We start from the raw sequence: 14,142 nt of genomic DNA on the forward strand, positions 1-14,142 counted from the left end.
AACATCAGTTTAAAAGAGATTGTTGTATTATTTATTGTAACCAAACACCGTATATAAGTAACCTGAGGAGTAGTACAATAACCAAAGACCAGTAATGATATAAGAGTGAAGGAAGTATATTATCGAAGCTGTAAAATACATCAGCCCAAAGACCGCAATTACGGCGTTTATTCTTCTAACCTTAGATTCGAAAGAAACTTTCACATTGCCTTTAGGGGTAACTACGTAAACTTTATCTTTAGATAGAATACCTTTGAAAAAGCTTATAGTAATGAAGGGAGATATTGCTACTGTAAGTGCAGAGAGGGCTCCAATAGCCATTAAACTATTCTTGAACCCCAACCCCAACCTTAATGCCAATATAAAGAGGGTTATCGCATACAGAACCAAAATTGCCATCCAGAGCAAGAACAGAGGAGTCCTCAAAATATCTCCGAACTTAAAAGGAGCGAGAACAGCGACCAGTGTCGCTAAAATGAAAGTAATTATTATTGGAGTATATTGTAAAAGGTGAAATACCATGTCCATCTTTTGAGATAAACTATAGGGTGAGCTTAAGATGTATTTTACCCTGTTTCTCAATACCTCACCTGTACCTAATGCCCATCTGGTTTGTTGGACATAAAACCCGTATAAGTTATCAGGAACCTCTATATATATCGGCACTCCAGAAGAGCATACTCTTTTCCCTATGTGTGCCATTCTAGCACCTATTTCAAGATCGTCTTGTATTAGACTGTAATCCCATCCGTGAAGTTTTTCTAACACTTCTCTTTTAAATATAGTTCCGCTCCCTACTGGGAATGGTCTTAAACCTATGCTCTCTTTACCTCTGAACAAAGCTCTGCTTGCTAATACTGTTGTAGCGACTAATCCTTTAGCTAAGTTAGAATACATATTATTTGTATATCCATTCCATTCAAAAACGACAGCATCGCAATTACTCTCAATCATTTTAGCGTAAGCCTTAATTAAGGCGTCACGAGGAAGTCTTGAGTCTACGTCTATGGTCAGAATTAGGTTTCCTCTCGCCATTTCAAACCCATAAGATAGTGCACCGCTCTTGAAACCCAGTCTTTTTTCCCTCCTGAACAACCTAACGTTAAGGTATTTAGGGATTTTTAAGGTGCCCTTAAGGGTAGAAAAGTATTGTTCATCATCATCTGAAACTATGATTACCTCAAGCTTTTGCTTGTCCCATATTAATGTATTTATGTTATCTATTAACCCTTGAATCACGTCTAATGACTCGCCTTTAGTAGGGACGATTATAGAAAGGAAGGGTAAATTTGTCTCTTTTAAATCTGGACTTAAAACGAGAACTTTCTTAGAGCGATAATAAAGTATTAGTTGATACAATACGAAGAGTGAAGGATAGAGGAACAATAAGAGTTGTAATACTAGTATTAGCATTTTAGAGATAGTTCTTCTCTCGGTATAAAAAATTTATAGACATGCCTAGTGGATTTAGGGGGGAACCTAAGGCCCATAGAAGCTAACTTAATAACCGTCTCTTTATCTATAGGTGGTAATGCAATCCCATCAGGTTCAGTTACTTTAACGGCTTTTAATCCTAACTTTTCAAATTTTTGCTTTAAGTATTCAATTTTCCAATAAAGGCGAAATATACTCTCATCACATATAATCCTAACACCTTTTATTGTTGCACAATATCTTTTTCTCTGATCGAAAGAAGCCAGTAGATAGGAGTTAACGAAAAGATTAAACGTGTTTTCATTCTCTACTCTAAGATACCAGTTTTCTATTTTTATATCTTCGCTACGATAATCTACAAGAACTACTGGTATTTTATCTAAGCCTAGTATAACAGCCGCTTGATGTCTATGATGCCCGTCTAATATCGTAAGAGAGCTTCTATCTACCACTATAGGAACAACTTTACAAAATCTCTTTAACATATTTATATTCTCAATGACTATACTTTCTATCACATCCTCATGTGGCTTGAGGTCTAGAGGGTTTAGCCATTCCAGTGTAAAACTCACAACAATTTTTCAATACACATGAGTTGCATAAAGGTTTTCTTGCTTTGCAAGTCCTTCTACCGTGGTGAATTAATAAATGATGTAAATTAAGAAGATCTTCTGATTCTAAGAAACCCAAGAAGTAATTCGATATATCTTTATAACTTGGTGACTTGCCTAAAATTCCCAACCTGGTAATCACTCTTTTTATATGAGTATCAACCGGGAACGCTTTGCACTTAAGACATGTAACCATTACGACATCTGCAGTCTTATAACCAATTCCCTCTATACTAAGTAAAAAGTTTCTAAAAGTATTACAGTCCTTAAACTCGAGTTTATACTCTAGAAATGCCTTAGCTGCGTTTCTTATATATCTTGCCTTAGAGTTAGAAAGACCGCATATTCTTATAGCACTTATTATATCTTCCATCTTTGCGTTTAGCAATAATTTCGGCTCTATACCTATTTTTTCTTCTAAGTTTTTGTACGCAATCATAGCTGACTTATCAGTAGAGTTCTGAGATAGAATTGTAGCTATTAGAGTTTTAAAAATATCACCAGATCTTTTACAAACATAGTAAGCTATGAATTCTTCCTCATTCAACTCCTTATATGCTTTTCTTAGCAGTTCATAAATTTGAGCAACCGTACACATCCTAATAGGACTTATTTTACTCTACATTAATAAATTATGTAAAAAAGATTAGAAGTTAACGTAAAATTAAGTAAAGTAGTAATAATTCCCGTTAGCTAGTAACACTATAGTAGTGTCTTTAGAAACTACTATGTTCACATGATAACCGCTCGCATTTAATATGTTATATATTGATACAATTTGTAGTGGCTTCACCACGAAATTGTTAATATTATATGTTACATTATATATAATTATCTCGCTTATTGTAATATTATACTGACCGTAATTATAAACGAAAATCCCAGACAAATTATTTGAGACTCTGATCAAAGTTATCTGAGTATCTATGGCGTTTTGTAGAGCATTATACGACGAGCTAACTTGACTCTGCGTATTGTTATAAAGATTACTAAAATATACAAACAGAGGGACTGCTAGAGAGATGGTGATTAATGTAACTATTAGAGAAGAAAAAATAGAGGATATCGCCTTCATATATATCACGTAGTTTCAGATGCCAGAACATTTAGTGCTACACTAAATTGTTTCCCTACACCAGTAGTTCCGTATATTATTACGGTGTAGTATTGCCCAGCATTGTATACTCCTTTAAGAAGGTAGACGTGCTGGTAAGTCTGTCCTGGCAATATGCTGGTAAGATTGAAGTTAGACACAGGTTGACCGTTAACATATACTGAAGTTATATTTACGTTAACATTACCGTCATTAACCAATGTTAATTGTAAATAGGCTTGAGATGTAGACGGATTTATTATTATTTGTGCTTGAGCGTTCACGTTAACGTTTTGGGTCAAATTACCGAACATGCCTTGACTATATGCATACAGTAGAGCACCTAATGCTATAGTTATAGCAAGTACTATTACTGTACCTAATATGGATGAAATACCTTTTTTACTCTTATGTTGCATCTTCTAATCCCTCATAAAATATCTATCTTTTAAATACCATGAGGGAAAGCCGAAAGTATTGTTGCTATTACTAGCGGAGTAATAACTGCCGGTAAGTAAAATGTAACAAATCTAGAGATTTTTGAGAATATTAGACCGTTAGCTAAACTGTAGAAGAATATCACTAGATCTTGTAATTCCACGTTCTTACTGTTACTAAATACATTCCCTAGCATGGAAAATGTCAACCACAACATAATAGGTGTTAAGAATAACATAGCATCAAATAACCTTAATTGTCTCAGCATACTATTTCTCATTATAATTATATCGTTAACCAAATCCGAAAGTTCTTCCAGACCTACACTGGTCAAACCAGATTTACTCAATATCTTCAACGTATTCATCACGTTATTAAACAGCTTAGATGACGTACTCACTTCGGGAATCTCGTTATCTACAGAAACCTTTCTAATTATATCCTCAAGAATTTTATAACCGAGGCCTTTTTTAGCTCTTACCTTGGTCAACGAAGTAACAACACTGTAACCGATTTTCATGTAATCCGAAACTTGATTTAAAATATCTGGTAGTTGAGAGAGTAGGTAGTTTGCAACAAGGATTTGCCGATAAATGTATAACAGAGGAATCGACAAGATAGTTATAATTGCAACGAATTTTATAATCAAATTCAAAGGCGTTAAAGTAATTAAAATCAGGGCTGGCAGAGGCAAAATATATTTATAGCTAGCCTTAATTTGATAGTCTCCTACAGGCTGTATTGCTGATGTGAGAAATATGAACGCAGGTGTAAATATCAATGGGAATAGTAATTGTAAGATATTTACCTTGAAAGCAAATTGAAAGCCTACTAGAACAATTGGCAGTAATAAATAAACTGCAAATATCATTTCAGAGAGCTCCGCCGATCTCTCTACATAATTCTTGTACTCTTCTCTATATGACTGCAAAATTTCTCTCATAGACTCCCTCATTCTGTCCTTTATAGATATACCGAGGTCAGCTGCAATTAGAAACTTAGAATATATTTTTCCTAGTAAATCATCTTTGTGTAAAATAGCTCTCCTCTCAATCGCCTTGTAACTTGACTCATTTAACACTTCTTTACTCTTTTTAATCATCTGGTACTCTACCGAGGGAACCTTTAGGCCCCTTACATTTAGTAATTCTTCGATAGTCTGAAGGACATTTTTATCAATTAATGAATTTACATATGCAATTATAGATATAAGAGGAGCCTCTTGGTTTACTTCCTTTTTATACTCCTCCTTTTTAGACCAGCTGTACAGTAAGGGATAGAAGTAGACAACTAAAAATACACCGATTTCACTAAACACTACTAATCTTACTGTAAGAAATGACACGATAGTTATTGCCACTAAGAGAATAGGTAAAATTCTTATCAATTTCTTATATTCTAAACACGCTTGCTCGAAGTCTCCTCCAACATACTCTAAGTCTTTCTTAATTCTCTCCTCGAATATTTCACATGCTAGCCATCTCAACCTTACCACCCGTATCATAGAATTCCAAAACCTTTTGACTAACTTCTTCAAAGCCTATGACTTTAGAGTTCTGTAAATCTTGTAAAAACTTTACACGTCTATTCAATTCACTTTGCAGATCCACGTTATAAGTTTCCTTTAGTTTTCTCAATAAAGAAGATTTCTTAATTAGCTCTTCTACAGTAGTAGGAGTAAACCTTGTTTTCATATAAGACCATTCTATCACCCTCTTAAATCCAACTTTTGACTTAGAAGTAACTACTTCGTAGATAGAGAGCACTGATCTTCTACTATTACCTCCCTCTTTTACATTTCCGACTACTACAAAAGCCCACACTGTCTGAAGAAACAGCTTGGCTAGGTCATTTGACAACAAGTCCGTGATTCTCATTACTGCATCGGTAGGTCTAGAGCCGTGAAATGTAGTGATAGAACCGTGACCAGACGCTGATGCATGGACTAACGCCTCAATTTCTTTACCTCTAACCTCTCCAATAACCAAGTAATCAGGTCTATATCTCAGCGATAACTTTGCTAAATCCATCATAGTAATATCGAAATTACCGGAGAGTGTAGCCCTTGAGACAAATCTCACCCAATTTTGATTCTTAATGTTTATTTCCGGAGTATCTTCAATAGTGAGAATCTTATAATTTGGATTAATTAAATTCAATAAGGCGTTTAGTAGCGTGGTCTTACCAGATCCAGTAGCTCCAAGGATAATGATAAAGGGTTTATACTCTATGAGTAACCACAAATACGAAGCCGTTAGTTCGTTAATCATTCCAGACTTTATGATCTCTACTATGCTTAGTGGTTTTAGAGGGAACTTTCTAATATCAAAAGTTGAGCCAGGTAGTGAAATCTCCTTTGAAATTGTTGCAGCTACTCTATGTCCCTCTGGAAGGGAAAATTCTAGGAAGGGTTTAGCTATATTTATGCTCTTGTTAGCCTTATTTGCCAACCTTTCTATAGTTTTTATTGCCTCTTCCTCAGTTTGAATATGTATATTAGTATATAGCCGAATACACTCTGAATGATCTCTATGAATTACTGTTAATGGGTATAAATATCCCTTGTATTCGATTTCCTCTACCTTAGGGTCAAGCATTAAAATAGTAAGTTCTCCGTAAAGCAAGGATTTCTTTATGTGGTAAAGAACCTTTTCAATTGATTCGTCAGGAAACTTAAAGCTTTGTAATCTTTTTACTATCTCTTCTTCAATATTATCCACTTTAGTGTAGTATAATTCTGAAAGAATCTTGTCCTTAGCCTTCTCTTCAAAAGATGATAATTTAGGCTCTTCTACAATGTATAAACATTGACTCGACTTCTTTACAATGTTTACCTTCACGGGACCTACATAATATTCTTCGAGAACTTGTTCGCTCATATAACAAAAAAAACTTAAAAATGGCCTCAGAGTACTCCGAAATTTTCGATCTCTTCTTTTAACATTAGAGATTCTTTAACTGCTTTGAACAAAACTTTCTTAAATAAATCAAGTAGCTTATACTCCTCATTCCATTGTATTCCTCCCAAATTAACTAGAAGAGACACCGTATCATATGTAGGTTCTAACTTAAACGTTAATTTTTCGGAGTCTGTTACAGTAATTTGTGTACCATACCTACCGACTACTACGACGTTATTCAAGTTTTTCCTCAGATAAATGCAAAGGTTCTCTCCCACTATCTCGGCACTTTCAACCTTAACTGGGTTCTCGAACCCATATATAATGTATTTTCTCTTTATATTAGATTTCTTTATTTCTATTTCCTTCCTGCCTTTTGTAACTTGTACGTTATTTCCCTCAATATTTACGAATTCTCCTGCTTTTCCAATTACTAACACATTGTAAAAGTCTGGATGTTCCTCCCTTTTCTCCCAGATAAAATCTCCATTCACTATTTTCTCAACTCTTATCTTTTTAGAATCTTCTACGTATGTAGAAACGGTTCTTATTCCCTTTTTTTCTACAAACTTCGGCTTTACCGTAAATTCATAAACTTCTTCAACTTTACTTCCCCTATGAATTCTTACCTGCACTACTTCTTCAGAGTCATCTATTTTGTAAAATGGTAGTTCAAAATTTATTTCTCCAGTTAGTTCAGTAAGCTCGTAACTTATCTCTTTATTTCTGACCCTTATACTTACCATCTTACGTAAATTAGTTGGAATATCAAACACTAATGTACCCTTTAATACTGCATTGCTCGATTCATCTTTAACGTACTTCCCATTATGTAGTGCAACATTTAATTTCAGATCCTTAATACTAAGCTTTAGTTTCTCGCTTCGTAGCTTAATAGGATACTCATACTCATAGATTTCATTTACTACCTTAATTATCTCTTCAACTTGACTACCATCCATAAGATAGGGTTCTACGTGGATTACTAGTTTATTATTCTCATAATTTCTTCTTGTCTCTACAACTTTTTGACCTAAAATAACCTCACCTTTTACCACGTCCCTTATTTCAATTTTATAGCCTATTGTATCCCTTTGAACGGTTATAAGGCCTTCATCTTCATTAGGAGATACTATATATATTCTATTAGTTCTTGATAAAGCTACTATCTTATAATCTATTAATTTTAAAGCTCTTATATTCTTAAGTGAATATATTTTCTTTAAATCATATGAATATACGTCAGTAATACCATTCGTTAATACTACTAAGTATTTATTAACATCAGAAGATTGGAGGTTATTGTATATCTGCCCTAAGTAAGACCATCCACCCTTGTAAAAATACTTTACTTTTCCCTCACATGATATAAATATACCGCTATAGGACTCACCTAGAAAATGAACGTCAGAAGAACATACACCTAATAAGTCATAATCAAGAGAATCAGAGATTATTCTGCCGTTTAAAGTTTGATAAATGTCTCCAATCGAAGTACTTGCTAAGAAAACTGCTGGCTTTTTATATTTCTTTATACTTCCATCTCTTCCTATTGTCAATGAGAAATCACTATAAACGACTGATACATAATCATTAAATATTCTGTAATGAATGGGTTTATCCAGCTCTACCTCCTTGCCTTCAGGAGTTATAATTTTTATGATGTCATTTGTAAAGACTTTAAAACCGTATTTAGAAAAATAGGAAGTGTATTTTTCTCCATTAAATACTATCCCTCTTAAACCTTTATATACTGGCATTATCTCTTCATTCATATAAACAACGTCTAAAGGTAATTTTGAGTCATATTCCTTAATAATTTCCCTTCTATTCCCGTCTAATTTTATCACCTTATTATCTTTCCATAAAGTCCAGTCTCCTTTTTCTATAAAGGTAGGATATAACTCAATATAAGGAGACTTGACTGCATCTGAGTGTAGGACTATTTTATCTTCATGTCTGGACATCCACACGTTGATATCCGAAGGTAATGTTAACGATATTGACTGCTCCACTATAGGTATCATAATACACAAGTAAGGTTAAAGTAGGATGAGAGATAGTCGAAAATACTTATGAAAGAACGGTTATCGTAATATTAGGAATTATATTAGCTTACACTTTAATGATTGAAAGCTAAGAGATCTTATGAGAGAGATAAGCTTACTTGTAGGACTATTGGTGGTTAGTTTATTCTTTTATGCTTGGGGATTTTCATATCCTATAGAGGGCATATTCGCACCGTATGCCTTACTAAAAATGGTTAAAATCTCCAGAAAGTTTAGACTAAACGGTAAGAAACAATAGAGCATAAATTTTTCTCTCTACACAATTTAAAGAAACACTCGATTGCACTTCTACCTTTTAATCCTAATTCCTTTGAAAAGATGCTTACTTCATTTTTCTCAACCATTTTGGAAGCTGATTCTCTTATCAGAACTTTTAACTGTAGAATTATTTGTTCATCGAGTCTCTTAGTTGCTAAAACTTTCAGAATCAATGGAGAATTTTGACAGACATTATTCCAAAGATTTAATAAATCTACATCTCCTGCATCGTAAGTTACTTTAGCGTCGTAATCACCGCTTATAACTGGAGTTATTCCACTATTATAGAGCATTTTGACTAGATAGAACTCTGTTGAGTTACTCCCAGGTACTAAAACTCTTTTTGCAGTGCTTGATAATAGTTGAAGCCTCAATCCGGTTGATACATAACTTCCATTACTCAATATACTCAAATTCTGTGCGAAATTTAAAATTGGGAGTGGGATATATGCTAAGTCTACCTTATCTAGATAGAATTTTAATTCGTCTTCCCTATCTACTTTAATCAACTCAAATGTAAAACCTCTGGTATCAATCTCGTTTTTTAACAGAGGAATTAGGGGCTTTAACTCCGCTTCTCTCGCGTAAGCTATTTTGACTATCACAACAATACTATAACTACTTTTTATTTTAATTATTTGAGTTTATCATTAATGATGAAAACAACCATTGTTGGTGCGGGGTATGCGGGTTTAAACACATATTATACTCTTGGAAGAGAAGCAGAAATTATAAGCGATAGAGATTATTTTATCTTCTATACTGCTTATTTAAGAAATCTACTAAATTTGGAAAAAAACAGATATACCTCGAACCTCCGTTTCGTTAGAAAAACAACCATTAAAGACTTTGACCTTAAAGGAAAATGGATTAAGACTAAAGAAGGAACGGAAATAAACGCAGAAAATTTAGTATTAGCTGTAGGTTGTGATAGAAACGAACAGATAAACTTTATAAGAAAATTACTCGAGAAGGAGAAAATCTCTTTGAGCATCGAGAATGAAGAAGAATACTTAGCAATACAATTAGCCTTCTATTTAAGAAAAATAGGCAAAGACGTGAGCTATTGCGGAAATATGCTTTCTAGCCTCGGAGAAAAAGTAAGTAACGCAATAATAGAGAGTATGAATAATAAAAAAATCAAGATCATGGAGAATTGTGAAGATATACTACCACCTTGTAAACCACCACATCCCTTTGAGTTCTTTCCTGTAAATGAGTTTCTGCAATATAAAGGTGTTTATATAATAGGGGATCTAATCAAAGGTTTTCCTAAGGTAGGAGAACTTGCAATGAGAACTGGTATATATGTAGGAAAAAGGATTAGGAAAAACTTAAACTTGCCTTTCAAACCAGTCTTTATTAACATAATTGATACTGGCGATTACGCAATCCATATTAGGAGTGACAAACTATGGGGCGGTAATTATGAAAGTGTAAAAAAGTCGAGATTAAGGGCGTTCATGAAAAGGTTTATTGAAAAATATTATGTCTATAGAAAGGGGAAAATGGGCATACTTTATTATCTGTAAGTGAAGTATCCAGGGACCTATGGGGGGTTCAGGGGGTCATATAGTTAACCTTCATCTATAGGTCCCTGGATACCCTAAACTAATATATAGTAGATGGGGTATAATTAGTTTTCCTCTTATAATGCTTAATAACCCTAATATATTCCCATATCTTTATAAAACTATATAGTAATCCGTACTAAATATATATCGTATATCCGCTAAAAATCTTAATTATACCTGATTTACGATTAGAGAATATTATTTAACGTTTAAATCTCAGTGTGTCAATTATGGTAAAAGAGGTTTGAAAATGTGATAACGAAGTTTTTCAAAAAGAGAGACGATGATAATAAGATGAACGTTACAGATGAGTTCGGAGAATGGCTAATCATACGTAAAAACGCTTACGCATTAACTGTGAAAAAAGCCGTAGATAAGACCTTTAAAAAATTAAAGATTAAAAACGGTAATTTTAACTTTATTTCAATTTCAGAAGACGAGAAAGTAAAGGGACTAATTGGAATAAAAGGAATGGCGTATTTTACTGAACAAATTAGAGATGCTGATTTTTACAAGGCATTCAAAGATGTTTCTGATGAATACTTTACTTTAGGTGAGATGAGGTTAAGTAGAATTAGAGTTTGTAATCTGACTTTTCTATTCTTTAGTATAAACATGCTTGTGAGAAAAACAGAGGAAGAGAATGATAATGTAAAATTGCTTTTCCCACCTAAAGGGGTTTACGCTGACGAAATCCCCTATGTTATGAAGGATTTATTTCTGAAAATGGTTGAGCGAAATTCAAATACTGTGTGTAACTCCATTTCATATAATCTAAACAACGGTACTTTTGAAGGAGTGTTTTCTTGTAGGCTTGTGCATGGAATTGATTTACACTTACTATATGACTCTTTCTCTTACTTCGGTATTGAAGCACCTAAAATTTCTCTTAAAGCGTCGAATAATATCGTTGAAATTTCCATATCATTACAGAAATTTAAAACTAAATACTTGATTCCATTATTATGGGGAAATATAATAGCTTCTAATATTGTATGCTAAAATCATATTAACTAGATAGTGTCAATATTAATCGAGATTTATGATTAAAGTATCGGATCTAAGCATACCCACACTAGATGATGTAAATGCATTTAACAAGAAAATTCTATTGCGAATTGATATAAACTCACCAGTAGATAAAAAAACTGGTAAGTTATTAGACGACTCGCGTATAAAAGCTCATGCTTATACTGTGAAAAATTTACTAGAAAGAGATAACGCGATAGTTATATTATCCCATCAAGGTAGGCCCGGTGACGATGACTTTATATCACTACAACAACACGCGGAATTACTATCTAAATATATTGGTACTAACGTTGAGTTCATAGAAGACATCATAGGACCGTATGCGATAGAGAAGGTCAAGAAGATAGAAAAAGGACAGATTTATTTACTAGAAAATGTAAGATTAGTCTCTGAGGAACTAATCGAAGCTCCTCCTGCACAACATGCCAAAACATTCTTGGTTAGAAAATTATCACCTCTATTTGATATTTATGTAAATGACGCATTTGCTGCAGCTCACAGAAGCCAACCAAGTCTAGTAGGATTCCCAATAGTTTTGCCATCAGCTGCGGGCAAAGTAATGGAAAAAGAAGTTTCAGCATTAGCTAAGATATTTAACCCTGAAGACTCACCAAAAATATTCGTCCTAGGAGGAGGAAAAGTCAGTGACACACTAAAAATAATTGAACATTTAGCAAAGAACAGAGTTGCTGATAGAATTCTAACAGGTGGGTTGGTAGCTGAATTATTCGCTGCAGCTAAAGGAATAAACCTTGGAAAAGCTAACATGCAAGTGCTAGAAAGTAAAGGATTGTTGAGCCTAATTCCAAGGGCTAGAAAACTGCTTCTCAGCGGAGCCCCAATAGAAATACCTGTTGACTTCGTCACAGAGAAACAAAATGGCGAGACCTCTGAGGAACCTGCTAATAACATAAACGGAACTATTAAAGATATAGGCTCAACTACTATAGAAATTTATTCATCCTTTATTAAGGAGGCAAAAGTAATCACCATGAGGGGACCAATGGGAATCATAGAGGATGAGAGATTTAGGAACGGAACTAAAAGCCTTCTGAAGTCAGCATTTGAAAGCCCCGGTTTTGTAATAATAGGGGGAGGTCATATGATAAGCATGGTGGAAAAAGGAATAGAAATTAATGAGAATAAAGTTCATATATCCACTGGTGGAGGAGCATTACTTTTATTTCTAGCTGGAGACAAATTACCGGCATTAGAAGCACTTCACCTCTCATGGGTGTCTAAAGGTGGCAAGAGTTAAAGTAGCTGTTAATGGTTACGGAACAATTGGAAAAAGAGTAGCAGATGCAATAAAATTACAACCAGATATGGAACTAGTGGGAGTAGCGAAAACCTCACCTAACTATGAAGCATTTACCGCCGTGAAGAAAGGTTACAAGCTTTATGTACCAAAAGAAAATGCAGCCAAATTTGAGAAAGCAGGGATACAGGTTAGTGGATACATTGAAGACATGATTAATGAAGCCGACATAATAGTAGATACAACTCCTAATGGAATTGGAGCAAGTTACAAACCATTGTACCAGAAGTTCGGGAAGAAAGCTATATTCCAAGGAGGAGAAAAAGCGGATGTTGCAGAAGTCTCTTTTTCAGCCTTATGTAACTATAACGAGGCTGTTAACAAGAACTACATTAGAGTTGTATCTTGTAACACAACCGGAATATTAAGAACTTTATGCACTATTAACAGTAAGGTAAGTAAAATAGAAAAAGTAAGAGTAACTGTGGTAAGAAGGGCATCTGACCCAAAAGAGGTAAAGAAAGGTCCAATTAACTCAATAGTACCAGATCCAGCCTCAGTTCCAAGCCACCATGCAAAAGATGTTTTAACCGTGATGAAGGGGATAGACATAATATCTATGGCAGTAGTAGCTCCTACAACACTAATGCATATGCACCTGATGAACATAACAATGAAGGAACCCGTTAGAAGAGAAGACGTGATTTCTGCATTAAAGGATACTGAAAGAATAGTTCTCATAAATTCCTCTAGAACTGGTATAGGTTCTACTGCTGAAATCATAGAAGTATCTAGGGATATAGGCAGATACAGAAACGACATACCCGAGGTCGTAGTATTTGAGGACTCAGTATACTCTCAAAATAATGAACTGTTCCTAATGTACGGAGTTCATCAAGAATCAATAGTAGTGCCTGAAAATATTGACGCTATTAGAGCTGCGATGAATCTTGCTAATAAGAACGAGTCAATTAAAATAACTAACGATACATTAGGGTTAATGAAAGGTTATCTAATATGACAGAACCAACATACACTGTAAGTTTTTGGTTAAGAAAAATAGCTGTATTAGTAGACGGATCAGAAAATAGCTTTAGGGCATTAGAATTAGCATTAGATTTTGCTATGAGATACGGTTCACAGATAACAGTTATTCATGCTTGTGACACTTGTAATGAGACAGAAATTAGTGAGAAAATTAAGAGAAGAGTTAATGACAGGGCAGAGTATGAATTAAAGATTCTTAAATATTCAAGTAAAGAAAGTAGCACAGCAAACGAAATATTAAAGTATTTAAGTGAAAACACGTACGACGCGGTAATCATGGGAGCTAGAGGGTTATCAATAAACAGCGAGTTAAATATAGGTTCTGTAGCTATGTCCGTAGCCCTTAACGCTACCACTACAGTTATTCTAGTTAGATAAAATTAGTTTAAATAATTTTTTAAAAAAAAGAAATAAAGAAAGGAAAAAAA

14 protein-coding genes are annotated in these 14,142 nt (G+C 34.1%); 5 read left to right on the top strand and 9 right to left on the bottom strand.

Annotation, left to right across the window (positions count from 1 at the left end; genetic code table 11):
* Positions 1-27: 27 nt before the first annotated feature.
* From WIW72_RS02430 to WIW72_RS02470, 9 genes are all read right to left on the bottom strand, one after another.
* Complete coding sequence (locus WIW72_RS02430; RefSeq protein WP_337701382.1) at positions 28-1,413, bottom strand: glycosyltransferase; 1,386 nt, start codon at positions 1,411-1,413, stop codon at positions 28-30.
* Positions 1,407-2,006: a ParB N-terminal domain-containing protein gene (locus tag WIW72_RS02435; protein WP_337701380.1), complete on the bottom strand. Its 600-nt coding sequence runs from the start codon at positions 2,004-2,006 to the stop codon at positions 1,407-1,409. The genes WIW72_RS02430 and WIW72_RS02435 overlap by 7 nt, the downstream gene beginning before the upstream one ends.
* Positions 1,957-2,643: an endonuclease III domain-containing protein gene (locus WIW72_RS02440; protein ID WP_337701378.1), complete on the bottom strand. Its 687-nt coding sequence runs from the start codon at positions 2,641-2,643 to the stop codon at positions 1,957-1,959. Before WIW72_RS02440 ends, WIW72_RS02435 begins: the two co-directional genes overlap by 50 nt.
* 66 nt (positions 2,644-2,709) lie before the next feature.
* Positions 2,710-3,120, bottom strand: coding sequence for a pilin subunit UpsB (upsB, locus tag WIW72_RS02445; RefSeq protein ID WP_337701377.1), 411 nt, complete (start codon positions 3,118-3,120; stop codon positions 2,710-2,712).
* 5 nt (positions 3,121-3,125) lie between these two features.
* Positions 3,126-3,557, bottom strand: coding sequence for a pilin subunit UpsA (gene upsA / locus WIW72_RS02450; RefSeq protein ID WP_337701375.1), 432 nt, complete (start codon positions 3,555-3,557; stop codon positions 3,126-3,128).
* A 29-nt stretch (positions 3,558-3,586) separates the two neighbouring features.
* A complete protein-coding gene (gene upsF / locus WIW72_RS02455; protein WP_337701374.1) occupies positions 3,587-5,062 on the bottom strand; it encodes a membrane pilin protein UpsF in 1,476 nt (491 codons plus the stop codon).
* Positions 5,043-6,455, bottom strand: coding sequence for a type II/IV secretion system ATPase subunit (locus tag WIW72_RS02460; protein ID WP_337701372.1), 1,413 nt, complete (start codon positions 6,453-6,455; stop codon positions 5,043-5,045). The genes upsF and WIW72_RS02460 overlap by 20 nt, the downstream gene beginning before the upstream one ends.
* A 26-nt stretch (positions 6,456-6,481) precedes the next feature.
* A complete protein-coding gene (gene upsX / locus WIW72_RS02465) occupies positions 6,482-8,503 on the bottom strand; it encodes a protein UpsX (RefSeq protein WP_337721221.1) in 2,022 nt (673 codons plus the stop codon).
* 254 nt (positions 8,504-8,757) lie between these two features.
* On the bottom strand, positions 8,758-9,408 hold the full coding sequence (locus WIW72_RS02470; RefSeq protein ID WP_337701369.1) for a hypothetical protein: 651 nt from the start codon (positions 9,406-9,408) through the stop codon (positions 8,758-8,760).
* Positions 9,409-9,456: 48 nt separating this feature from the next.
* Between WIW72_RS02470 and WIW72_RS02475 the strand changes: the two genes are divergently transcribed.
* The 5 genes from WIW72_RS02475 to WIW72_RS02495 all read left to right on the top strand — a co-directional run bounded on the left by WIW72_RS02475 (position 9,457) and on the right by WIW72_RS02495 (position 14,092).
* A complete protein-coding gene (locus tag WIW72_RS02475; protein ID WP_337701367.1) occupies positions 9,457-10,335 on the top strand; it encodes a pyridine nucleotide-disulfide oxidoreductase in 879 nt (292 codons plus the stop codon).
* A gap of 294 nt (positions 10,336-10,629) precedes the next feature.
* A complete protein-coding gene (locus WIW72_RS02480; protein ID WP_337701365.1) occupies positions 10,630-11,379 on the top strand; it encodes a hypothetical protein in 750 nt (249 codons plus the stop codon).
* Positions 11,380-11,419: 40 nt separating this feature from the next.
* A complete protein-coding gene (locus WIW72_RS02485; RefSeq protein WP_337701364.1) occupies positions 11,420-12,667 on the top strand; it encodes a phosphoglycerate kinase in 1,248 nt (415 codons plus the stop codon).
* A complete protein-coding gene (locus tag WIW72_RS02490) occupies positions 12,654-13,688 on the top strand; it encodes a phosphorylating glyceraldehyde-3-phosphate dehydrogenase (RefSeq protein WP_337701362.1) in 1,035 nt (344 codons plus the stop codon). Before WIW72_RS02485 ends, WIW72_RS02490 begins: the two co-directional genes overlap by 14 nt.
* Positions 13,685-14,092: a universal stress protein gene (locus WIW72_RS02495; RefSeq protein ID WP_337701360.1), complete on the top strand. Its 408-nt coding sequence runs from the start codon at positions 13,685-13,687 to the stop codon at positions 14,090-14,092. Before WIW72_RS02490 ends, WIW72_RS02495 begins: the two co-directional genes overlap by 4 nt.
* The last annotated feature ends 50 nt before the right edge of the window (positions 14,093-14,142 follow it).

The organism is Stygiolobus sp. CP859M (assembly GCF_037389975.1).
In the GTDB taxonomy this organism is placed as follows: Archaea; Thermoproteota; Thermoprotei_A; order Sulfolobales; family Sulfolobaceae; genus Stygiolobus.

What these genes read in the sequence shown, in the direction of transcription:
- WIW72_RS02430 (WP_337701382.1), bottom strand. Translation starts at nt 1,413, where the DNA reads ATGCTAATACTAGTATTACAACTCTTATTGTTCCTCTATCCTTCACTC.
- WIW72_RS02440 (WP_337701378.1), bottom strand. Translation starts at nt 2,643, where the DNA reads ATGTGTACGGTTGCTCAAATTTATGAACTGCTAAGAAAAGCATATAAG.
- upsB (WP_337701377.1), bottom strand. Translation starts at nt 3,120, where the DNA reads ATGAAGGCGATATCCTCTATTTTTTCTTCTCTAATAGTTACATTAATC.
- upsA (WP_337701375.1), bottom strand. Translation starts at nt 3,557, where the DNA reads ATGCAACATAAGAGTAAAAAAGGTATTTCATCCATATTAGGTACAGTA.
- WIW72_RS02460 (WP_337701372.1), bottom strand. Translation starts at nt 6,455, where the DNA reads ATGAGCGAACAAGTTCTCGAAGAATATTATGTAGGTCCCGTGAAGGTA.
- upsX (WP_337721221.1), bottom strand. Translation starts at nt 8,503, where the DNA reads ATGATACCTATAGTGGAGCAGTCAATATCGTTAACATTACCTTCGGAT.
- WIW72_RS02475 (WP_337701367.1), top strand. Translation starts at nt 9,457, where the DNA reads ATGATGAAAACAACCATTGTTGGTGCGGGGTATGCGGGTTTAAACACA.
- WIW72_RS02485 (WP_337701364.1), top strand. Translation starts at nt 11,420, where the DNA reads ATGATTAAAGTATCGGATCTAAGCATACCCACACTAGATGATGTAAAT.
- WIW72_RS02495 (WP_337701360.1), top strand. Translation starts at nt 13,685, where the DNA reads ATGACAGAACCAACATACACTGTAAGTTTTTGGTTAAGAAAAATAGCT.